Source organism: Mycobacterium paraense, from assembly GCF_002101815.1.
GTDB classification, from domain to species: Bacteria; Actinomycetota; Actinomycetes; order Mycobacteriales; family Mycobacteriaceae; genus Mycobacterium; species Mycobacterium paraense.
In genome coordinates this window covers 1-20,183 of the sequence record NZ_LQPM01000035.1, presented here as the reverse complement: position 1 = coordinate 20,183, position 20,183 = coordinate 1, and the positions used below count along the sequence as shown (strand labels likewise).

The window sequence follows — 20,183 nt, the reverse complement described above, 5'->3', positions numbered from 1 at the left end:
AAGGCTAGCCTCCCGGCCCCGCCCGCCGAACCGGCCCCGGGAGGCTAGCCGGGTGCCCGTGCGGATGGATCCGCAGCGGTTCGACGAGCTGGTCTCCGATGCGCTCGACCTGATCCCGCCCCAGCTGGCGGCCGCGATGGACAACGTCGTCGTCCTCGTCGAGGACCGGCATCCCGAGGACGCCGAGCTGCTCGGGCTCTACGAAGGCGTGGCGCTCACCGAACGCGACTCCGACTACGCCGGGTCGCTGCCGGACGCCATCACCATCTACCGGGACGCGCTGCTCGAGGTGTGCGAGTCGGACGACGACGTGGTCGAGGAGGTGGCGATCACGGTCATCCACGAGATCGCCCATCACTTCGGCATCGACGACGACCGGCTGGAAGAACTGGGCTGGGCCTGACGGGCGCGGCAACGCCGTTTCGTCCGGGCCGGGTGCTATGAACGGCTTATGAGCGCACAGTGCCGCGAGTGCCGGGCAGGCTTAGATCACTGCCACGGCACCATCATTCGCCATTCGCTGCGCCGGTGGGAATGCACCGAGCCGGACTGCGACAGCCCCGAGCTGGTGGTGCACACGTTCGTCATCGACTGCGACGCCGTCGGCTGCGTTTGCGCCGAGGAGTCGTCAGCCCATCGGATCGGTGCCTGAGCGCACCGCGTCGGCGACCGGGGTCGCGTCGGCCTGCGGATAGAACGGCGGCGTCAGCCGTCCCCATCGCACGCAGCTCCACCTGCCGTCGGTGATCGGGGCCAACACCACCGATTCGGCGTTGTCGAGGTGGTTGTCGAGCGCGAAGTTGCCGTCCACCCCGGCCAGCACCGCCGACGCCAGCCTGATCGCCGCGCCATGGCTGACGACGACGATGTCGCCGTTCCAGTCGTCGTCGTCCAGATAACGCATCCGTAGCTCGGTCAGCACCGGGACGTAGCGGTCCAAGACGTCGTTGCCGGTCTCCCCGCCGGGCAGCGGCAGGTCGAGCTCACCGCGATGCCAGCGCTCGTAGATCGCGTTGAATTCGGCGACCGCGTCGTCATCGCTGCGGTTTTCCAGGCGCCCGACCTGCACCTCGTGGATGTCCGGCACTGTGAGGGCGCCCAGCTCGACTTCCCCGCCGATCACCTCGGCCGTCTGCCACGCCCGCGTGGCCACCGAGTGGGCCAGCAGCGCCGGCCGCCCCGAGCCGCGGGCGAACGCCCGGGCCTGGTCGCGGCCCAGCGGCGTCAGCTCCGCGCCGGGCGGCCGGGTGTCCAGCCGGCGCTCGACGTTGCCGTAGGACTGCCCGTGCCGCAACAGCACCAACCGACCGCCCATCGCTACCCCCCGACCCCGGATTGCTGCCCGGGTTTGCCGTCGCGCAGCCGCGCCAGCCAGCGCGAGGCCTCGTCCGCCGGCGGTGGCGGCACCCCGACGACCGATCCCGTCGGCCAAGAGCCCAGATACCTCACATCGGCACAACGACGGTGCAGCGCCTTGAGTGCCTCGGCGACGGCGCCGTCGTCGATGTGGCCGACGCAGTCGGCGAAGAACAAGTAGGTTCCGAGTTCGGTTCGAGTCGGCCGGGATTCGATCCGCGTCAGGTCGATGCCGCGGATGCCGAATTCGGCCAGGGCGGACAACAGCGCGCCCGGCTCGTTGTCGATGCGCAACACCACCGACGTTCGATCGGCCCCAGTCCGGGCCGGCGGCGGGCCGGGCAGGCCGATCAGGACGAAGCGGGTCCGGGCGTTGGGCTCGTCGACCACCCCGTCGGCGATGACGCCCAGGCCCCAGTGGGCGGCGGCCAGCGGCGAGGTCACCGCCGCGTCGGCCTGGCCCTCGGCCACCTGCCGCGCCGCGTCGGCGTTGGAGTAGGCCGGCCGCAGCTCGACGCCCGGAAGCCGGGCGGCCAGCCACTGGCGCACCTGCGCCACCGCCACCGGGAAGGCCGCCAGCGTGCGCACGTCGCCGGCGCCCAGCCCGTCCTTCGCGACGATGCTGAACGCCACGTCCAGCGTGGTCTCGGCGTACACCTGCAGGGGCGACCCGATGGCCAGGCTGTCCAGGGTGGGCACCACCGAGCCGTCGATCGAGTTCTCGATCGGCACGCACGCGTAATCGGCGTCGCCGTCGCGCACCGCGTTCAGCGCCGAGGGCGTGCTTTCCAGCGGCATTTGCCGGACGGGGCCCGGCTCCTCCTGCGGAACCAGGCCGCCCGCGGTGATTTGCCGCAACGCCGCCTCGGTGAACGTCCCTTCGGGACCGAGGTAGGCGATGCGGACCACGCCCCAACCCTAACGGCGGTCCACGTCAAACGGCCCTTGCGGCGCGATGTGGGCGTAAGTTAACTTAGGCTTACCTAACAGATGAAGGAGACCGATGGCATCGACGGCCGGCCCCGCACCGACGACCCCGGAACGCATCCGCAGCGCCTGCGCGCGCGCCGGTGGCGCACTGCTGGCCATCGAGGGTGGCGATCCGGTCGCCACGCCGGTGCATCACCTGCTGCCCGACGGGTCGTTCGCCATCGCGCTGCCGGTCGAGTGCGCCGGCCAGGCGGATGGACGCGCGTCCGGATCGCAGGCGCTGCTGGAGCTGACGGACTACGCGCCGCTGCCGCTGCGGGAACCGGTTCGCTCGCTGGTGTGGGTGCGCGGCCGCCTGCAGCGGGTCCCGCCCGACGACGTCGGCGCCACCCTCGACCTGATCGCCGCCGAGTACCCGAACCCGGCGTTGCTCCAGGTCGAGACGCCGCGATCGGCGCCGTCCCACGAGGACCTGCGGTACACGCTGTTCCGGCTGGAGATCGCATCCGTGGTCGTCACCGATGCCACCGGCGCCGAGCCCGTCGGAGTCGCGGACCTGCTCGCCGCCCGGCCCGATCCCTTCTGCGAAGTCGAGGCCGGCCTGCTGTGGCACCTGGACACCGTGCACAACGACGTGGTCGCCCGGCTGGTGTCGAAGCTGCCGCCGACGCTGCGGCGTGGCCAGGTCCGCCCGCTCGGGCTGGACCGCTACGGCATGCGGTTCCGCGTCGAGGGCCGGGACGGCGACCACGACGTCCGGCTGCCGTTTCACAAACCGGTGGACGACATGACCGGGCTGCGCCAGGCCATCCGGCTGCTGATGGGCTGCCCGTTCATCAACGGGCTGCGGGCCCGGAGGTAACCGCTGGTAACCGCGGCGCCCGTTCGGCCACGTACGTTATCCGGGTGAACGGCGACCGATCATGGCAGCGGCCCGGCCCCCGGTCGCCGCGCAGACCGGAGCCGCCGCAGGTAATCGCCCGGCCCACCGCGCCTCCGCCCGCCGAGCCGGCGACGACACCGCTGCGCCGGCCCACCCCGCCGGCCGCCCCGCCGCGACCCGTCAGCCCGCGTGCGCGCCGCAAGCGCCGCTGGCTGCGGGCGGCGGTGCTCACCGTGCTGATCGGCGCGCTGCTCGTCGGAGCCGGCGTCGTGGGCGGGGCCGCGTGGTTCGACACCAGGCTGCACCGCGGGCAGGCGCTGACCGACTATCCCGACCGGCCCGCGGCCGGCCGCGGCACGAACTGGCTGATCGTCGGCTCCGACAGCCGCCAGGACCTGACCGCCGAGCAGCAGCGGGACCTCGCGACCGGCGGCGACGTGGGCACCGGGCGCACCGACACCATCCTGCTGGTGCACGTGTCCGAGTTCGGGTCGAGCGTCCCGGCGACGGTGGTGTCGATCCCCCGCGACTCCTACGTGCCCATCCCCGGCCATGGCAGGGACAAGATCAACGCCGCGTTCGCGATGGGCGGCGCGCCGTTGCTGACCCAGACCGTCGAGCAGGCCACCGGCCTGCGTCTCGGCCACTACGTCGAGATCGGATTCGGCGGCTTCGCGGGCCTGGTTGACGCGCTGGGCGGGATCACCGTGTGCCCGACCGCGCCGATCAACGACCCGCTGGCCGGGATCGACCTGCCGGCCGGCTGCCAGACACTCGCCGGCCGCGACGCGCTCGGCTACGTGCGGACGCGCGATACGCCGCGCGCCGATCTGGACCGGATGGCCAACCAGCGCCAGTTCCTGTCGGCGCTGCTGCACCGCGTGGGCAGCCCAGCCGTCTGGCTCAATCCGCTGCGCTGGTACTCGGTGCCGCGCGCGGCCGCCGACGCCATGACGGTGGATCGGGGCGACCATGTCTGGGATCTGGCCCGACTCGGCTGGGCGCTGCACGGAACCACCACCGCGATCACGGTGCCGATCGGGGAGTTCACCACCGGCGACGCCGGGGCGGTGGTGGTGTGGAACCACGAGGTGGCCGGCCAGTTGTTCGAGGCGCTCGCCGCCGACGCCCCCGTGCCCGCCGCCGCGCTGGAGGGGCAGGGCTAGTTCGACGCCGGCGAGCCGGTGCCGTCGGCGGCGCGCGCGTTCTGCAACCACGCCTTGGTGCGACCCGGATGGTGGGTGGCGAGCCACGCCACGCCGACGTCCCGGCAGAAGTCGATGTCGTCGTACTCGTCGACGTTCCAGCAGTAGACGGCCCTGCCCTGCGCCACGGCGCGGTCCACCAGCTGCGGATAGTCCTTCAACGTCGCCAGCGACGGCCCGACGGCGGTCGCGCCGACCGCGGTGGCCGCGCTGCTGGCCAGGTAGCGCGCCGTCTTGCCGAGCAGCACCGTGGGCAGCAACGGCGCGGCGCGCCGGATCCGCCAGACGGCGGCCGCCGAGAACGACATCACCACGGCGCGGGACCGGTCGGCCGAGGCGGGCGCGGCGATCCCGAAGCGGTGCAACGACGCCAGCAACTTGCTTTCCACCAGGGAGCCGTATCGGACCGGGTGCTTGGTCTCGATGAAGAGCTTCACCGGCCGGTGCCAGTCCAGAACGAGCGACACCAGCGCGTCGAGCGTCAGCAGGCTGGTGTCACCGTGCGTGCCGTCCGCGCGCCAGCTGTCGTGCCACGCACCGTATTCGAGCTCGCGCAACTCGGCGAGGGTCATGGTGCTGACCAAACCGGCGCCGGTCGACGTGCGGTCCAGACGGCGATCGTGCACGCAGACCAGGTGGCCGTCGCGGGTCAGCCGCACATCGCATTCCACGCCGTCGGCGCCCTGTTTGAGGGCTAGATCGTAGGCGGCCAGCGTGTGTTCGGGCCGAGCGGCCGAGGCTCCTCGATGGGCAACGACAAAGGGATGCCCGGCGAGCACCTCCTCGGCCCACGTCATACCCCTATGCTGCCGGTTCCTGCCCCTTCAACTCAACCGGAGCGTGGGATGCGGGCTCGGTGCGCCCCCCGGTGCGCCCCCGCTCGACCACGACCCAACGGTGCGCGGGCCGCTGCACCGGTTTGCGCTCGAACCCCTCGAAGATCCGGCCGGCCGCGGCCACGGTGACCGCCGCCAGCAGGTACGCGAAAATCATCAGCACGGTGTTGTTGGCGATGCCCTGAGCGTCCGTGGCGAAGCTGGTGGCAATGGCGAAGATCGAGACCAGGTAGCTGAAAACCCACGCGATCCACCATTCGAGGATGGGCCGCCGCAGCCGCGCGTAGTGCTCCTCGACGGTCGCCAGCTCGATGACGTACACGGGCGCCCACAGCAGGTTCGCCAGCGGCAGCACGCACCCGGCCCACAGCGCGCGAACGGACCGCGACTCCGGCAGGCCGTGGTGCGAGAAGACTGCGGACCTGCGCGCGATCAGCCAGCGGATCAAGATCACGCCGGAGGCGATCATCGCCGCGATCGCGCCCACGCTGGCCAGCACGGAAATCCACTCCGCGGCGATGGCCAGGATCGAATTCAGCAGGATGTTGCGGTTGATCACCAACAGCACGTACCGCGCCACATACACCAGGGCGGCCAGGCCAAGGACCAGGACGCTCAGGAACAGCGTGGTGCGCACGGTCGGCGCGGAAGGCCCTGTGCGGGAAGGCTTTTCGGCCTCGGCCGGGGCCTGGTCGACGCGATCCGCCAAACCCCAGCGCGGTATCACGGCGTAGCGCGGGGTGGGGCCGAGCAGACGTCGGCCACGGCGCGGCGGCGGCGCGGCGCCGGGGCGCACCGCTATCCACCGGAATTCCGGCGGCAGCCGCGGCGGGGTGCGCTGCCAACCGGGGGCCGCGGGCGGCCCGGCCGGCGCCGGACCGGGCTGCGCGCTCCACCGCGGGTCGGCCACGGAAGTGTCCGGCAGTGGCGCCATCAGTGCCCCGCGGCAGCGGGGACACCAGTCGCGGCGACGGTCGCGCACGTTCCACCGAGTGCCGCACTGGGAGCACACCTGGATCACCGGACCAGCCTAACCTCGCGACTACTGAGGCCCTGCGGAAGCGGTCGGTTCGGCAACACAACAATTGCCTAGGGCTATCCACAGTTTCCACAGGTTTATCCACAGTCAGCCAACGGGTATCGAATCCGTCAACACAGCCTTTTGGAGCCGCCCGGGCCGCAACTGTGGATAACCGCCGGGTGGTACTGATGTGCCATAAACAACCCGACCCGGCGCCCGAGCGAAATGGATTGCCTCGCTAAGCACTCACAGATGAGCCCGCCGGGATCGCCGGCGCCCGCGGGATCGCGCGCCCGTCCGTTCGGCCGGGCGACATCAAGAAGTCGCCGCCCGGCGCGTCGTTATGCAGCGCGTTTTCCAACCTCGGTGCAAGGGGTTATGATCACCGTCACGCAAAATCGTTGTGACTCACCTCACTCAACCGGGGTGGACTTGCAGGTGAAAGGCGCTTGATGGCCACGCATTCGTTCGGTCCGGGTTCGCCGGCCGCGTCGAACCCGTCTTCCGGCTCGCCCGCCTGTAACCACAGCTATAGCGTCGCCGCCCTGCGCGCCGCCCTGCTCGCGCTGGCGTTGCTCGCCGTTCTGGCAATCATCGTTTTGTACTGACGTCACGCCCCGGGGGGTATTCGTTCCCGGCGGTCGTCCTTGCGGCGGGCGCGCGCATGGAGCAGGGTTGATTATGGCTGGCCGCCGCGTGGCAGCCCCGCGCGATGAGCGTCCGATCATCACCAACGATGCACCGAAGAAAGGAAAGCTGTGGCTGTATACACCCTGCCCGACTTGGACTGGGACTTTGGAGCGCTGGAACCGCACATCTCCGGCCAGATCAACGAGCTACACCATGACAAGCACCACGCCACCTACGTCAAGGGCGCCAACGATGCCCTGGAGAAGCTGGAGGAGGCCCGCGCCAAGGAGGACCACTCGGCGGTCCTGCTGAACGAGAAGAACCTGGCGTTCAACCTCGCCGGCCACGTCAACCACAGCATCTGGTGGAAGAACCTCTCGCCCAACGGCGGCGACAAGCCGACCGGTGAGCTCGCCGCGGCCATCGACGACGCCTTCGGATCGTTCGACAAGTTCCGCGCGCAGTTCCACGCGGCCGCCACCACCGTGCAGGGCTCGGGCTGGGCGGCGCTCGGCTGGGACACCCTCGCGCAGAAGCTGCTGATCTTCCAGGTGTACGACCACCAATCCAATTTCCCGCTCGGAATCGTGCCGCTGCTGCTGCTCGACATGTGGGAGCACGCGTTCTACCTGCAGTACAAGAACGTCAAGGTCGACTTCGCCAAGGCGTTCTGGAATGTCGTCAACTGGGCTGACGTCCAGGACCGCTACGCGGCCGCGACGTCGAAGACGCAGGGATTGATTTTCGGCTGAGGTCGTTTTGTCAGGCTGGGGCGTCACGCGATTCGCGTGGCGCCCCAACCGTTTGCGGGGCGTGAAAACGGGGCATCTTGAGAACATGTCCGTCAGTGGCCGTGTCGGGTTGCACGGCGTCTAACCCCCAGGCATGCTTAATCATTCGAGCTACCAGTGTGGTTAGGCGGAGCCAGGCGTCACACGGAGGTCGAGATGGAGACTGGGTCTGACCGTCCTATCGGGGTTTCCCCCTTCCATGCGCGCGGCTCGCTGAAAGGTTTTGTGATCTCCGGCCGTTGGCCGGATTCGACGAAAGAATGGGCCCAGCTGTTGATGGTCGCCGTCCGGGTCGCGTCACTGCCCGGATTGCTGTCCACCACAACGGTGTTCGGCGCCCGGGAGGAACTACCCGACGAACCCGAGCCCGGCACCGTCGGCCTGGTGCTGGCCGAGGGCACGGTCTTCGGCGAATCGGCAATCCAGCCAGGATATTTCGCCGAGCATCAGCCACCGGCATTGCTGATGCTGCACCCGCCTTCGGAAACCATGCCCTCGTTGCCGGAATGCACCGGGGCGGCGTCCGGGTGCGTCCTGCTGCCCGGGCTGCCGTATCTGGGATTGGAGCACCGGGCCGCGTGGGTCGAGGCCGAGGCCGACGGGACGATCACCTCGATGGTGAGCCGCGTGGGCGTCGACCCGATCAGCCACCCCGATACCGCGATACTGGCCATGCTGCTTGCCGCGTAAGGGAATTCGAACCCATTGATTCGGGCGGCGAATCGGGAAATACGGGCGCCCGAACTCGGGTGCTTGTCTGGCGCCCGGCCGGGACGACCGTTAGCCTTGGCACCGTTAGCGAAGGGGAGTAGCCCCGAATCGTCGAGTCGACATACTGGCGCATAGCCCGGCCGGCGGACCGGACCCGATGGGTCCGGTGGGCGAGACCTTCGACCGATGTTCGGCGAGAGATCGCCGACCACGCGTCGAAAGGTCGCCCGGAATGCTCGCCGCCACATTGCTCACCCTCGGGGTGGTTTTCCTGGCCGAACTCGGCGACAGGTCCCAGCTGGTCACCATGACCTATGCGCTGCGCTACCGATGGTGGGTCGTGTTGATCGGCGTGGGGATCGCCGCGTGCCTCGTGCACGGGGTCACGGTGTCGATCGGGCACTTCCTGGGCGCCACCCTGCCGTCGCGTCCGATGGCGTTCGCGTCGGCGATCGCGTTTCTGATCTTTGCGGTGTGGGCCTGGCGCGAGGGCGGCAACGGCGACGAGACGGTGCCGACCGATCAGGAGCCCCGCTTTGCGCTGCTGACGATCGTGTCCACCTTCGTCCTGGCCGAGATGAGCGACAAGACGTCGCTGGCGACCGTCACGCTGGCCAGCGATCACGACTGGACCGGGGTGTGGATCGGCTCCACCGTGGGCATGGTGCTGGCCGACGGGTTGGCGATCGCGGCGGGCACACTGCTGCACCGGCGCCTTCCGCAGCAGCTGCTGCACACGCTGGCCAGCCTGCTTTTCCTGATCTTCGGGTTGTGGATGCTGTTCGACAGCGCGCTCGGGTTGCGCCCGCTGGCAATCGTGGTGACCGTGGCGGTAATGCTGACCGCCGCGACTGTGGCGGCCGCGCAAACTCGGCGCCGGCGCCGGCAGGACGCTGCGACCGCCGGGAGGTTAACCGACATCGGCTAGAGTGCCGTCGACACCCCTCTCCTTCGCGCCGCCCCGCCCCGCAGTCGCCCCCGGGGTATCTGCGGGGGCCATTCGTTGCACCCGGAGCCCGTTTTTTGGGCGTGTCACCGACCTGACAGCAAATGATGTCGCCGACTGCCGCACGTTGCCTGCCGGTTGCGGTGCGACTGCCCAGCATCCTCGCCCGAATCGCCTCGCCACCCGCGCGCCCGTCCGCCCGCCACCGTCGCCCCGACCCCCAATTCTGCGGATAACCTGTGAAGTTGGCTGATTTAGTGGACACCTCAGCGAATTAGTTAGACGCTCGTCAAGTGGGTATTCGGCTGCTATCAGCAACGCCGGTGTCGGAGTACTGCGGGTTTGCAACTGGTTGCGGACCCAATCCGTCGCTACCATTGTCAGCAAATACACCTAGGCAATAGTTCACTTCTACAGCCCAGTGGAGGTCATATCGATGAGCACGACGTTCGCCGCCCGCCTCAACCGCTTGTTCGACACGGTGTATCCACCGGGACGCGGGCCGCACACCTCGGCGGAGGTGATCGCGGCGCTCAAGGCGGAGGGCATCACGATGTCGGCTCCCTACCTGTCCCAGCTACGTTCGGGCAACCGCACCAACCCGTCGTCGGCAACCATGGCCGCGCTGGCCAACTTCTTCCGCATCAAGCCGGCGTACTTCACCGACGACGAGTACTACGAGAAGCTCGACAAGGAGTTGTCGTGGCTGGCCTCGATGCGCGATGACGGCGTGCGCCGCATCGCCCTGGCCGCCGTCGGTTTGTCGCCTCAGGCCCAGCAGGACGTGGTGGAGCGGGTCAACGAGCTGCGCCGCGTCGAACGCCTCGACGCATAGCGGCCCAGCCCGACCTGACCGGCCGCCGTCGGCGTAATCCGATTAGGGTTGGCTCTCGGATCGCGCACGCGCGACAGCGACAGTCACGAGATACCGGGAGGCGGCCGGGAATGGGCCTGTTCCGCAAGCGAAAGAGTCGCGCGACGCGTCGCGCCGAAGCCCGCGCGATCAAGGCCCGCGCCAAGCTCGAGGCCAAGCTGGCCGCAAAAAACGATGCCCGCCGGCTCAAGGCCGACCGGCGCGCCGCCGAGAAGGCCCTGAACGCGCAGATCAAATCGCAGCGGGACAGCGACCGGGCGGCCCTGAAGGTGGCCGAGGCCGAGCTCAAGGCGGCCAAGGAGGGAAAGTTGCTGTCGCCGACACGGATTCGCCGGGTGCTCACGGTATCTCGGTTGCTCGCGCCGATCCTGACGCCGGTGATCTACCGGGCCGCGATGGCCGCGCGCGCGGCGATCGATCAGCGGCGCGCGGATCAGCTCGGCATTCCGCTGGCTCAGATCGGCCAGTTCTCCGGACACGGCGCCCAGCTGTCGGCGCGGATCGCCGGCTCGGAGAAGTCGTTGCGGATCGTGCAGGAACGCAAGCCCAAGGACGCCGAGACCAAACAGTTCGTCGCCGCGATCACCGAGCGGCTCACCGATCTGGCGGCGGCGGTCACCGCGGCGGAGAACATGCCCGCCGCCCGGCGCCGGGCGGCGCACGCCGCGATCTCGTCGCAGCTCGACGGCATCGAGGCGGACCTGATGGCACGCCTCGGCCTCACGTGACCGCCGTACGCGTCCTTCTCGCGGCCGCGGCGCTGTATCTGGGCTCGGCGGTGGGCATCCCGGTGGCCTGGGCACACGTCCACGCCAGCAGCGACAACCCCGCGCGCGGCGCCATGGCGATCGTCACCTTCCAGGTGCCCAACGAATCGAACACCGGGGCGGCGACCACCGCGCTGACCGTCAGCCTGCCCAACGTGGCGGCCGCCAGCACCGAAGCCATGCCCGGCTGGACGGCCAAGCTGGATCGCGACGCGGCGTCGGGAACCGTCCGCTCGGTGACATGGACGGCCGCGCCCAACGGCGGGATCGGCGCCGATCAATTCGGGCTGTTCCGGATATCGGTGCAGCTGCCCGACGCCGACACCGTCACCTTCCCGGCCACGCAGACCTATGCCGACGGGACCGTCGTGAAGTGGGACCAGCCGGCGCTGCCCGGCGGCGGCGAGCCCGAACATCCCGCGCCCACGCTCAGCCTCGGCGCCGGCGGCGGGGCGGCGCACCAGCACCATCCGCCCGCCGCGGCGCCCTCGTCACCGACAGCGCCGGACACCACCGCCCGCGTCCTGGGCGGGGCGGCCCTGGTGGTGGCGGCCCTCGGTATCGCGGTGGTGCTGCTACGCCGGCGCGCATGACCCGCCGGGCGGTCGCCGCGTGGGTCGGCCTGCTGCTGGCCGCGATGATCTCGACCGCCACCATGAACGCACAACCGGCGGGCGCGCACGCGGCGCGGGTGTCCACCGACCCCGCCGATAACGCGGTTCTCGCCGCCGGTCCCGATCGGGTCACGGCGACGTTCAACGAGCGGCTGCAGACGGCGTTCGCCGCCATGACCGTCGTCGGGCCCGACGCCAACGTGTGGTCCACCGGGGAGCCGACGGTGCAGGGCGCGGTCGTCGCCGTCGGCCTGCGTCCCCTGGGGCCGGCCGGCACCTACACGGTGAACTACCGCGTCACGTCCGCCGACGGCCACGTGGTGTCGGGGTCCTGGTCGTTTCGGCTGACGGTCCCGGGCACCGGCACCCCCGGGCCACCCGCCGCCGGGCCCACCGGGGGTGGCGGCACCCCGATCTGGCCGTTTGCGGTGGTGGCGGTGGCCCTGGTCGCCGCGGGCGGCTGGTGGGCGCTGCGGCGCAGGCCCTGAGCGCCCCGGTCACCGAGGGCCCCCCGCGCGTCCTGGCATGATGGGACACGAGGAAACCGGCGCCCGACACAACACTGGCGAAGACAGCTGCAAAGGAGCGGCCGCATGGCAGACCCGCAGGACCAACACAACGGCGAACCCGACGGCCCACCGGCCCCGCCGGAGAAGAAACCTCCCGCGGAGCCCGCCAAGAAGGCCGCGAAGGCACCCGCCAAAAAGGCCCCTGCGAAGAAAGCCCCCGCCAAAAAGGCTCCGGCGAAAAAGGCACCCGCCAAAAAGGCGCCCGCCAAGAAGGCCCCGGCCAAAGCCGCCGAACCCGCTCCCCCGAGGCCGGCCGAGCTGGGCACGCAGCAGCGCATCGAGACGAACGGTCAGCTCGCCGCCGCCGCGAAAGACGCCGCGGCCCAAGCCAAATCAACCGTCGAGGCCGCGCCCAACCCCGTCTCGCCGGAGGTTTCGCCGACGCGATCCGGCCAGTCGCCGGTGCCGTTGATCGTCGCCGTGACGCTCAGCCTGCTCGCGATCCTGCTGATCCGGCAGCTGCGGCGCCGCTGACGTGCCCGCGCCGTTCCGGCCGACCGCCGACCTCGTCGACGACATCGGCGCCGACGTACGCAGCTGCGACCTCCAGTTCCGCCAGTTCGGCGGCCGCCCCGAATTCGCCGGGCCGATCAGCACCGTGCGCTGCTTTGAAGACAATGCGCTGCTGAAGTCGGTGCTGTCCGAACCCGGGGACGGCGGCGTCCTGGTGATCGACGGCGCCGGCTCGCTGCACACCGCCCTGGTTGGAGACGTCATCGCCGAATTGGCCCGGTCGAACGGGTGGGCCGGCCTGATCGTCCACGGCGCGGTGCGTGATGCCGCCGCGCTGCGCGGCATCGACATCGGCATCAAGGCGCTGGGCACCAATCCGCGCAAGAGCACCAAGACGGGCGCCGGGGAGCGTGGCGTCGAAATCAGCCTGGGCGGAGTGACTTTCGTGCCCGGCGAGATCGCCTACAGCGACGACGACGGCATCGTGGTGGTGGCCAGCTAGGCCGGGACCGCCGCGCGCCTCTTGGAGAACCGCAGGCCTTCGTCGGCGACCTTGCCGCGCCGAATCGTGCGCATATCGAAGAAATAGTTCTGCTTGAGCCGCCACGGCGCGCGCGACCCCGATTTGGGAAGTATGTCCTTCGAGCGCTGGAAGTAGCCGGGGTTGAAGTCCATGAACGGCAACTCGTCGACGTCGTTACCCGGATGCTCCGGCTCGACGGTGTCAAAACCCTTGGCGTCCATGTAGTTCAGCAACCGGCAGACGAACTCGGAGACCAGGTCGGCCTTCAACGTCCACGACGCGTTCGTGTATCCGAAGGTGATCGCGAAGTTCGGGACACCGGTGAACATCAGGCCCTTGTAGGTCATCAGCGAGGGCAGGTCGATGGGCTCACCGTTCTTGGTCGGCTGCACCCCACCCAGCAACTGCATGTTCAAACCCGTTGCCGTGATGATGATGTCGGCCTGCAGCTCCTCACCCGAGGAGAGCCTGATACCGGTTTTGGTGAACCGGTCGATGGTGTCGGTGACGACGTCGGCCTTGCCGTGCCGGATGGTCCGGAAGAAATCGCCGTCGGGCGCCAAACACAGCCGCTGGTCCCACACGTTGTAACTCGGCCCGAAGTGCTTCTCCACGTCGTAGCCCTTCGGCAGACGACGCTGGGCCATCGTCATCAACGTCTTGCGCATGTAGGCGGGGCGCTTGCGCGCCAGCTGATACTGGAAAGTGCTGAACGCGATGGCTTTCCACCGATTCGCGATGTGCGCCAGGCGATCCGGCAGCCACCGGTTGGCCTGCACGGCGAAGGGGTCGACCCCGGGCAGTGAGCCGATGTAGGTGGGCGAGCGCTGCAGCATCGTGACGTGTCCAGAGCCGGAGTTGACCAGCGCCGGGATCAGGGTGATCGCGGTGGCGCCGGACCCGATGACCACGATCTTCTTCCCGGCGTAGTCAAGGTCTTCCGGCCAGTGCTGCGGATGAACGATCGTGCCCTGGAAGTCCTCGGCGCCGGGGAAGCTCGGCGAGTAGCCCTGGTCGTAGTTGTAGTAGCCGGTGCAGGCGAACAGGAAGGAGCAGCTGATCTCGCTGCGCTGGCCGTCGTGCTCGACGGTCAGGGTCCACCGGTTGTCGGCGTCGGACCAGTCGGCGGCGACCACCCGGCGCCCGTAGCGGATGTGCCGGTCGATCCCGTTCTCGGCCGCGGTCTCCCTGATGTAGGCCTTGATCGAGGGGCCGTCGGCGATCGACTGCGCCGAGCGCCATGGCTTGAACCGGAACCCGAGGGTGAACATGTCGGAGTCCGACCGGATGCCCGGGTACTTGAACAGGTCCCAGGTACCGCCGAGGTCGTCGCGGCGTTCCAGGATGGCGTAGCTCTTGGTCGGGCAGCGGTTCTGCAGGTGCCAGGCCGCGCTCACCCCGGAGATGCCGGCGCCAACGATGACGACGTCAAGGTGCTCAGTCATGGGCCCACGCTATCAACACTATGTCGAACCAGTCAACGGGCTGTCGAAACTTTCAACGCCGTGTAAAGTAACGTCCCGTGACTACCGTCGGCCCCAATCGCGCCCTGCGCGGCCGCCGCGCCCTGCGCCCCTCCGGGGACGACCGGGAGCAGGCCATCCTCGCGACCGCCGAACGGCTGCTGGAAGAGCGCGGGTTCGCCGGCATTTCGGTCGACGACCTGGCCAAGGGCGCCGGCCTGTCGCGCCCGACGTTCTACTTCTATTTCAAGTCCAAGGAAGCGGTGCTGCTGTCGCTGCTCGAGCCGGTCATCGCGCGCGCCGACTCCGAGTTCGACGGCGCGGTGCAGCGGCTCCCCGAGGACCCGCGCCGGGTGTGGCGCAACGGCATCAAGGCCTTTTATAAGGCCTTCAGCTCGCACCGCACGCTGGCGCGCGCCGCGACGGAGGCGCTGGCCACCAGCTCCGAGCTGCGGTCGGTGTGGCTGGGATTCATGCAGAAGTGGATCGACCAGACCGCGACCCTCATCACTGCCGAACGCGCGCGCGGCGCCGCCCCGGAGACCATCCCGGCCGCCGACCTGGCGACGTCACTGAACCAGATGAACGAGCGCACGATGATGGCCGCGCTCGCGGCCGAGAGCCCCGCCGTCGACGAGGACCGGGTCGTCGACACCCTCACCCACATCTGGGTCACGAGCATCTACGGCGAGTCTGGCTAAGTGGTGATCGCGAGCGCGGCGTAAGCCGGCGAAGCGGGTCACCACCATTGGCTAAGTGGCGATCGCGAGCGCGGCGTAGCCGGGCGAAGCGGGTCGTCACCATCGGCTAAGTGGTGATCGCGAACGCGGCGTAAGCCGGGCGAAGAGGGTCGCCACCGGCAGATGCTGTCAGAGCCGCATGCGAACATATGTTCGTGCGGTGTGACGCGTCCATCCTGCACGCGGACCTGGACTCGTTCTATGCGTCCGTCGAACAGCGCGACGACCCGACCCTGCGCGGCCGTCCGGTGATCGTCGGCGGCGGAGTCGTGCTGGCGGCCAGCTATGAAGCCAAGGCCTACGGCGTGCGCACCGCGATGGGCGGGGCGCAGGCCCGTCGGCTGTGCCCGCAAGCCGTGGTCGTACCGCCCCGGATGACGGCGTATTCCCGCGCCAGCGACGCGGTGTTCGAGGTGTTTCGCGACTGCACACCGATCGTGGAGGCCCTGTCGGTGGACGAGGCCTTCCTCGACGTCGGCGGCCTGTCGCGGGTCGCCGGCACCCCGGTGCAGATCGCGGAGAAGCTGCGCGGCGACGTCCGCGACCGCGTGGGCCTGCCCATCACCGTCGGCATCGCCCGGACGAAATTTCTCGCCAAGGTCGCCAGCCAGGAAGCCAAACCCGACGGGCTGTTGCTGGTGCCGCCCGATCGGGAGCTGGCGTTCCTGCGCCCGCTGCCGGTGCGCCGGCTGTGGGGGGTGGGCGCCAAGACCGCCGAGCGGCTGCACGCGCACGGCATCGCGACCGTCGCCGATGTCGCCGAGCTCAGCGAGTCGACGCTGTCCTCGATGCTGGGCGGGGCAATGGGCCGCCAGCTGTACGCGCTGTCCCGCAACATCGACCGTCGCCGGGTGACCACCGGCGTGCGCCGCCGGTCCGTGGGTGCGCAACGGGCGCTCGGCCGTGCCGGCAACCGCATGTCGGCCGCGGAACTCGACGCGGTGGTGGTCAACCTGATCGATCGCATCACCGCCCGGATGCGAGCCGCGGGGCGCACCGGCCGCACGGTGGTGCTGCGGATGCGGTTCGACGACTTCAGCCGGGTGACCCGGTCGCGCACGCTGCCGTGGGCCACCTCGTCGACGCAGCCGATTCTGGCCGCCGCGCGACAACTGGTCGGCTGCGCGGCGCCCCTGATCGCGGAGCGCGGGCTGACGCTGGTCGGCTTCGCGGTGTCGGGGATCGACCGCAGCGGCGCCCAGCAGCTGACGCTGCCCTTCGGCGCGGACGCCGGCCGGCTCGAGATCGACGAGGCGATCGACCGGGTGAGAAGCCGCTACGGCAAGTCCGCGCTGACGCCCGCGGTACTGGTCGGTCGCGACCACGGCATCGAGATGCCGCACCTGCCCGACTGACGCCTAACTTGCGTCGACGATCAGCGCCGCCTCGTTGGCGAAGCAGCTCATCTGCACCCGGCGTTGGGACAGCAGTGACTCCATGTCCTTACCCGGCACTGGGCGCGAGAACAAGAAACCCTGCGCCCGGTGACATCCGTGCTCTAGCAGAGTTTGTACGGCGGCGGGCGTCTCAACGCCTTCTGCGACCAGTTGCAACCCGAAGGCCTCGGCTAGCCCGATGATGGCGCGGACGATGGCCAGGTCGCTGGTGTTGGTGTCCAAGTCGCGGACGAACCCGGCATCGATCTTGAGCATGTCGACCGGAAGCGATTTCAGGTGCGACAGCACCGCATAGCCGGTGCCGAAGTCGTCGATGGCGATCTGGACGCCGACCTCCTTCAACTCCGCGAGGGTTCGCCGCGTGACTTCGATGTCGCGAACCACAGCGCGTTCGGTGATCTCCAGGCACACCGATTCGCCATCGATGCCGAACTCCTCGATGGTGTCGGCGACACTACGGACGAAGCCGCGGGTGATCAGTTGAACGGGCGATACATTGATGCGCATTATCGCGTCTTGTCCCACCCCGTTGGATTGCCACCGGCTGAATTCGGCACAGGCGCTGCGCATGACCCATCGACCCAACTCTGCGGCGAGGTTGGTCGATTCGGCCACGGCGATGAACGAATCCGGTAGCAACAGCCCGCGCGTCGGGTGGCGCCAGCGGACCAGCGCCTCGACGCCCAGGATCTCGCGGGTCAGCAAGTCGACTTCGGGCAGGTAGTGCAGCAGCAGAGCATCGCTGTCTATACCGGCTTGCAGATGGAATTCAATTTCGTTGCGGAAGGCGACATTGCGAGAGATGTCATTGGTGCACACTGCGACCTGGTTGCCGCCGGCGCGCTTTGCCGTCAGGGCGGCCTCGTCGGCGCGACGGAGTAGATCCGCGGTGTTGTCGTGCCCCGGCTTGCCCACCGCCATCCCGATGCTGACCGAGGGAGTGATCACATCGTCGCCGATCTTCAGGGGACCGCGCAGCGTCCTCTGCAGCCGGTGCGCGAGTAATTCCGCTGTCCCGGTCAGCATCGCCCGGTCCGGAAAGACCAGGAACTCGTCCCCGCCGATCCGGCCGATCGTCCCCAGCCCTCCCACGCTCTCCTGAAGCCGCTGGGCGAATACCCTGAGGTAAAAATCGCCGGCGGGGTGGCCGAAGTAGTCGTTGATCGCCTTCAGTCGATCGAGGTCGAAATACAGGACCGCGACGGGTCCGGGGCGTCCCGCGGCGAGTCTGTCGGATAGGCGCGCCACAACCGATCGACGATTGTGCAGACCGGTTAAATCGTCATGCTCAGCCAGGTGCCGAAGCCCTTCTTCGGCGGCGATGCGGGCCTGCAGCTGGGCGAACAAAGTCGCGACCGCCCCCAGCGTGCCCACCTCTTCCTGCTTCCACTTCTTGCGCCGATAGGTGACGAAGCCCAGTACACCGGTGGTCACTCCCCTCGAAATCAGCGGCGCTGCGACCATCGAGGGCGTCGCGACGTGCCGCCTTCCCCTGGCTTGGCGTTGAAAAGCCTTGTATGCGTAGTTGGTTGAGGCCGGAGGCCGAATCACGACCGGTTCCGCCGGCTGAACCACGCGGGGTCCCTTGCCGTGCGCACAAGGGCCGAAAACGTCCTCGGCGCTGGTGAAGTCGACAATCGCCACGAGATCCGGGTGTGGATCGTCTGGTCGCGGTGGCCATTCCGCGATCAATTTCGAGGCCGAGATTGCTGGGGCGTTGTGGCGTAGGAAGCCGGTGTCCGCGTCGAACAATTCGACAAGCCTCGCCAGCACCTCTTCGCTCACAGCGTTAGCGGTGTGTGCGTTCGCCTCCATCAGTTGGGCGGCAACGGAATTGACGAACCCTAAGCCGCGCGTCACGATGTCTCGATCGCCGGAGGCCGGACAGTCTCGACTGCTGGAACCACAGCATCAGAGAATTCGGCCCGAGCCGACCCGGTCATGGGCTGGGTCATCGTAGGACTTCTCGACCTTCCAGATGATTGTCGCTGACCCGCCGGCTCCACCGGTCGCCTGTCGCGCTTCCTTGCCAGAGTTCCCTGTCTGATGTTGTGACGATGTCTGGCATGGAATCTCCAAGCGGGCCGGGACCGGTCGAAAATAACCATACTCAATGTACAGTCAGCAGGCGCTCGTTGGCACCTCGGGTCTGGATTACCTCGTAGTCCATGACCCGTCGTATGGTCCCGGCGGACGTTGTCGTTCGTCAGACGCCGGAGCAGCTATTTCTGGCCCGGCACTGCTCTCGCCGCTACCAGGACTCCCTAGAAACATCCCGCGACAGTTCTCCCGTGCTAGAGGGCCGTGATCCGGGTTGCGAAATGCCGCATTTTGCCCGACTAGCGCCTTTCTACCCGGAGCGGCTGTCATTTCTCGCCTATGCGGGAAAGACATAGCCTCCACGGCCTTGATTGCCGGGTTATCGCAGAACGCCTCGGCCGAGCGCTGGTTCTTGGGTTTAACGCGGTCGATGTTAAGCCGCGAGCCGGCAACGAGTTGCGGGGCAAGAGCCAAGGGTCACAAGGCGCCTGCCGCGACGAATTATGCCGTCGGCTTTGGTTAAGAGCTTGGCGCGACGAATCGTTGGCCGACGCGATCGGTGCAGGGTGCAAAGCCGCGCCGGGTTGGTCGAGTGGTGCAAATACCGCACATGCGCCATTCTGCGGGACGTCTTTGGGGCCGCGGGCGACGATTGATTTAGCAAAAATCTGCCTGCGCGAAATCACCTCCCATTCCAATCTGAAAGCGTAGATTTTCAGTTGCCCATGATTTCTCTGGCAGTCCCTCTAGCAAAAGGAGCCGTAGATGTCGTCTTTCGTTCTGATATCCCCTGAGATTGTTGGCGCAGCGTCGTCGGATTTAACGGGGATCGGATCGGCAATTAGGTCAGCCAATGCTGCGGCGGCGGGCGCGACGACATCGGTATTGGCCGCGGCGCAGGACGAGGTTTCGACCACGATTTCTCGAGTGTTCGGCAACTACGCCCAGGAGTTTCAGTCGTTCAGCGCACAAGCGGTGCAATTCCACGACCAATTCGTGCAGTCGCTGACATCGGGCGCGGGGCAGTATGCGGCCGCCGAGGCGGCCAATGTCACCGCCGCCAACGCGGACCCCCTGACTTCGTTGGTCGGCGAAATCCAGAGCCTGGGGCTGCCGACCGGGCCGGTCAAGCTGCTGACGGGGCGACCGCTGATCGGCAACGGGGCCAATGGCGCGCCGGGCACCGGACAGGCCGGCGGAAACGGCGGGTGGCTGATCGGCAACGGCGGCAACGGTGGATCCGGCGGGCTCGGGCAGGCCGGCGGGAACGGCGGGTCCGCCGGCTTGTGGGGTCATGGCGGTGACGGCGGGGCCGGCGGAAACGGCAAGCCCCTCACCAGCCCGGCGGGCGGGAACGGCGGGGCCGGAGGGGCCAACGGGTGGCTCGGCGGCGGTCCGGGCGGGGCCGGCGGGGCCGGCGGCGCCGGCATCACC

The 20,183-nt window shown here is 68.7% G+C and carries 22 protein-coding genes and 1 pseudogene; 17 read left to right on the top strand and 6 right to left on the bottom strand.

What is annotated here, in order from left to right:
• Positions 1-52: 52 nt before the first annotated feature.
• Positions 53-455: pseudogene (locus AWB89_RS23210) on the top strand (metallopeptidase family protein).
• Positions 452-652, top strand: coding sequence for a hypothetical protein (locus AWB89_RS23205; RefSeq protein WP_085103264.1), 201 nt, complete (start codon positions 452-454; stop codon positions 650-652). Before AWB89_RS23210 ends, AWB89_RS23205 begins: the two are co-directional and overlap by 4 nt.
• Here AWB89_RS23205 and AWB89_RS23200 read toward each other — a convergent pair.
• Both AWB89_RS23200 and pheA read right to left on the bottom strand, forming a co-directional pair.
• Positions 629-1,315 (bottom strand): histidine phosphatase family protein, encoded by a 687-nt coding sequence (locus AWB89_RS23200; RefSeq protein ID WP_085176837.1) that lies wholly within the window; start codon positions 1,313-1,315, stop codon positions 629-631. The genes AWB89_RS23205 and AWB89_RS23200 overlap by 24 nt on opposite strands.
• Positions 1,316-1,317: 2 nt before the next feature.
• A complete protein-coding gene (gene pheA, locus AWB89_RS23195) occupies positions 1,318-2,265 on the bottom strand; it encodes a prephenate dehydratase (protein ID WP_085103268.1) in 948 nt (315 codons plus the stop codon).
• Between the two features lie 94 nt (positions 2,266-2,359).
• Between pheA and AWB89_RS23190 the strand changes: the two genes are divergently transcribed.
• Together AWB89_RS23190 and AWB89_RS27780 are read left to right on the top strand one after the other, a co-directional pair.
• On the top strand, positions 2,360-3,148 hold the full coding sequence (locus AWB89_RS23190; protein WP_085176835.1) for a DUF2470 domain-containing protein: 789 nt from the start codon (positions 2,360-2,362) through the stop codon (positions 3,146-3,148).
• Between the two features lie 44 nt (positions 3,149-3,192).
• Positions 3,193-4,335: an LCP family protein gene (locus AWB89_RS27780; protein ID WP_085176833.1), complete on the top strand. Its 1,143-nt coding sequence runs from the start codon at positions 3,193-3,195 to the stop codon at positions 4,333-4,335.
• Here the strand turns inward: AWB89_RS27780 and AWB89_RS23180 are convergent.
• Together AWB89_RS23180 and AWB89_RS23175 are read right to left on the bottom strand one after the other, a co-directional pair.
• A complete protein-coding gene (locus AWB89_RS23180; protein WP_085176831.1) occupies positions 4,332-5,171 on the bottom strand; it encodes a glycerophosphodiester phosphodiesterase in 840 nt (279 codons plus the stop codon). The genes AWB89_RS27780 and AWB89_RS23180 overlap by 4 nt on opposite strands.
• A gap of 4 nt (positions 5,172-5,175) precedes the next feature.
• The gene (locus AWB89_RS23175) at positions 5,176-6,231 is read right to left on the bottom strand and encodes a DUF4328 domain-containing protein (protein WP_085176829.1); all 1,056 of its coding nucleotides are present in this window, start codon (positions 6,229-6,231) and stop codon (positions 5,176-5,178) included.
• Between the two features lie 452 nt (positions 6,232-6,683).
• Here AWB89_RS23175 and AWB89_RS27590 point away from each other — a divergent pair, with 452 nt between their 5' ends.
• The 10 genes from AWB89_RS27590 (at position 6,684) to rraA (ending at position 13,088) form a co-directional block, all read left to right on the top strand.
• Positions 6,684-6,839 carry a hypothetical protein gene (locus AWB89_RS27590; protein WP_169716614.1) on the top strand — a complete coding sequence of 52 codons (156 nt, stop codon included), beginning with the start codon at positions 6,684-6,686 and terminating at the stop codon, positions 6,837-6,839.
• A gap of 150 nt (positions 6,840-6,989) precedes the next feature.
• Positions 6,990-7,613 carry a superoxide dismutase gene (locus tag AWB89_RS23170; protein WP_066970293.1) on the top strand — a complete coding sequence of 208 codons (624 nt, stop codon included), beginning with the start codon at positions 6,990-6,992 and terminating at the stop codon, positions 7,611-7,613.
• 195 nt (positions 7,614-7,808) lie between these two features.
• Positions 7,809-8,342 (top strand): peptidase, encoded by a 534-nt coding sequence (locus tag AWB89_RS23165; protein WP_085103277.1) that lies wholly within the window; start codon positions 7,809-7,811, stop codon positions 8,340-8,342.
• 253 nt (positions 8,343-8,595) lie between these two features.
• Positions 8,596-9,291, top strand: a complete 696-nt coding sequence (locus tag AWB89_RS23160; protein WP_085176827.1) for a TMEM165/GDT1 family protein — start codon at positions 8,596-8,598, stop codon at positions 9,289-9,291.
• A 454-nt stretch (positions 9,292-9,745) separates the two neighbouring features.
• Positions 9,746-10,144, top strand: a complete 399-nt coding sequence (locus AWB89_RS23155) for a helix-turn-helix transcriptional regulator (protein WP_068226737.1) — start codon at positions 9,746-9,748, stop codon at positions 10,142-10,144.
• Positions 10,145-10,254: 110 nt separating this feature from the next.
• Positions 10,255-10,911, top strand: coding sequence for a DUF6474 family protein (locus AWB89_RS23150; RefSeq protein WP_085176825.1), 657 nt, complete (start codon positions 10,255-10,257; stop codon positions 10,909-10,911).
• Entirely contained in the window at positions 10,908-11,543 is a 636-nt protein-coding gene (locus AWB89_RS23145; protein ID WP_085176823.1) for a YcnI family protein, read from the top strand. The genes AWB89_RS23150 and AWB89_RS23145 overlap by 4 nt, the downstream gene beginning before the upstream one ends.
• Positions 11,540-12,052: a copper resistance CopC family protein gene (locus AWB89_RS23140; RefSeq protein ID WP_085176821.1), complete on the top strand. Its 513-nt coding sequence runs from the start codon at positions 11,540-11,542 to the stop codon at positions 12,050-12,052. Before AWB89_RS23145 ends, AWB89_RS23140 begins: the two co-directional genes overlap by 4 nt.
• Positions 12,053-12,157: 105 nt before the next feature.
• Positions 12,158-12,607, top strand: a complete 450-nt coding sequence (locus AWB89_RS28515) for an Rv3852 family protein (RefSeq protein WP_085103287.1) — start codon at positions 12,158-12,160, stop codon at positions 12,605-12,607.
• Position 12,608: 1 nt separating this feature from the next.
• Entirely contained in the window at positions 12,609-13,088 is a 480-nt protein-coding gene (gene rraA / locus AWB89_RS23130; RefSeq protein ID WP_085176819.1) for a ribonuclease E activity regulator RraA, read from the top strand.
• Here the strand turns inward: rraA and AWB89_RS23125 are convergent.
• Positions 13,085-14,554 (bottom strand): flavin-containing monooxygenase, encoded by a 1,470-nt coding sequence (locus AWB89_RS23125; protein WP_085176817.1) that lies wholly within the window; start codon positions 14,552-14,554, stop codon positions 13,085-13,087. The genes rraA and AWB89_RS23125 overlap by 4 nt on opposite strands.
• A 77-nt stretch (positions 14,555-14,631) precedes the next feature.
• On the opposite strand from AWB89_RS23125, the gene AWB89_RS23120 reads away from it, so the two are divergent.
• Complete coding sequence (locus tag AWB89_RS23120) at positions 14,632-15,273, top strand: TetR/AcrR family transcriptional regulator (protein WP_085103293.1); 642 nt, start codon at positions 14,632-14,634, stop codon at positions 15,271-15,273.
• Positions 15,274-15,461: 188 nt separating this feature from the next.
• On the top strand, positions 15,462-16,667 hold the full coding sequence (gene dinB, locus AWB89_RS23115) for a DNA polymerase IV (RefSeq protein WP_085176815.1): 1,206 nt from the start codon (positions 15,462-15,464) through the stop codon (positions 16,665-16,667).
• Between the two features lie 3 nt (positions 16,668-16,670).
• Here dinB and AWB89_RS23110 read toward each other — a convergent pair whose 3' ends face one another.
• Positions 16,671-18,524 (bottom strand): putative bifunctional diguanylate cyclase/phosphodiesterase, encoded by a 1,854-nt coding sequence (locus AWB89_RS23110; protein WP_085176813.1) that lies wholly within the window; start codon positions 18,522-18,524, stop codon positions 16,671-16,673.
• Between the two features lie 990 nt (positions 18,525-19,514).
• Between AWB89_RS23110 and AWB89_RS28350 the strand changes: the two genes are divergently transcribed.
• A partial coding sequence (locus AWB89_RS28350; protein WP_142282615.1) for a PE family protein occupies positions 19,515-20,183 on the top strand: 669 nt, incomplete at its 3' end.

Bases quoted from the DNA above. Each gene is read 5' to 3' on its own strand.
- AWB89_RS28515 (WP_085103287.1), top strand. From the start codon at position 12,158: ATGGCAGACCCGCAGGACCAACACAACGGCGAACCCGACGGCCCACCG.
- AWB89_RS23190 (WP_085176835.1), top strand. From the start codon at position 2,360: ATGGCATCGACGGCCGGCCCCGCACCGACGACCCCGGAACGCATCCGC.
- dinB (WP_085176815.1), top strand. From the start codon at position 15,462: ATGTTCGTGCGGTGTGACGCGTCCATCCTGCACGCGGACCTGGACTCG.
- AWB89_RS23200 (WP_085176837.1), bottom strand. From the start codon at position 1,315: ATGGGCGGTCGGTTGGTGCTGTTGCGGCACGGGCAGTCCTACGGCAAC.
- AWB89_RS23125 (WP_085176817.1), bottom strand. From the start codon at position 14,554: ATGACTGAGCACCTTGACGTCGTCATCGTTGGCGCCGGCATCTCCGGG.
- AWB89_RS23205 (WP_085103264.1), top strand. From the start codon at position 452: ATGAGCGCACAGTGCCGCGAGTGCCGGGCAGGCTTAGATCACTGCCAC.
- AWB89_RS23140 (WP_085176821.1), top strand. From the start codon at position 11,540: ATGACCCGCCGGGCGGTCGCCGCGTGGGTCGGCCTGCTGCTGGCCGCG.
- AWB89_RS27590 (WP_169716614.1), top strand. From the start codon at position 6,684: ATGGCCACGCATTCGTTCGGTCCGGGTTCGCCGGCCGCGTCGAACCCG.
- AWB89_RS23180 (WP_085176831.1), bottom strand. From the start codon at position 5,171: ATGACGTGGGCCGAGGAGGTGCTCGCCGGGCATCCCTTTGTCGTTGCC.
- AWB89_RS23110 (WP_085176813.1), bottom strand. From the start codon at position 18,524: ATGGAGGCGAACGCACACACCGCTAACGCTGTGAGCGAAGAGGTGCTG.
- AWB89_RS23165 (WP_085103277.1), top strand. From the start codon at position 7,809: ATGGAGACTGGGTCTGACCGTCCTATCGGGGTTTCCCCCTTCCATGCG.
- AWB89_RS23160 (WP_085176827.1), top strand. From the start codon at position 8,596: ATGCTCGCCGCCACATTGCTCACCCTCGGGGTGGTTTTCCTGGCCGAA.
- AWB89_RS23155 (WP_068226737.1), top strand. From the start codon at position 9,746: ATGAGCACGACGTTCGCCGCCCGCCTCAACCGCTTGTTCGACACGGTG.
- AWB89_RS23150 (WP_085176825.1), top strand. From the start codon at position 10,255: ATGGGCCTGTTCCGCAAGCGAAAGAGTCGCGCGACGCGTCGCGCCGAA.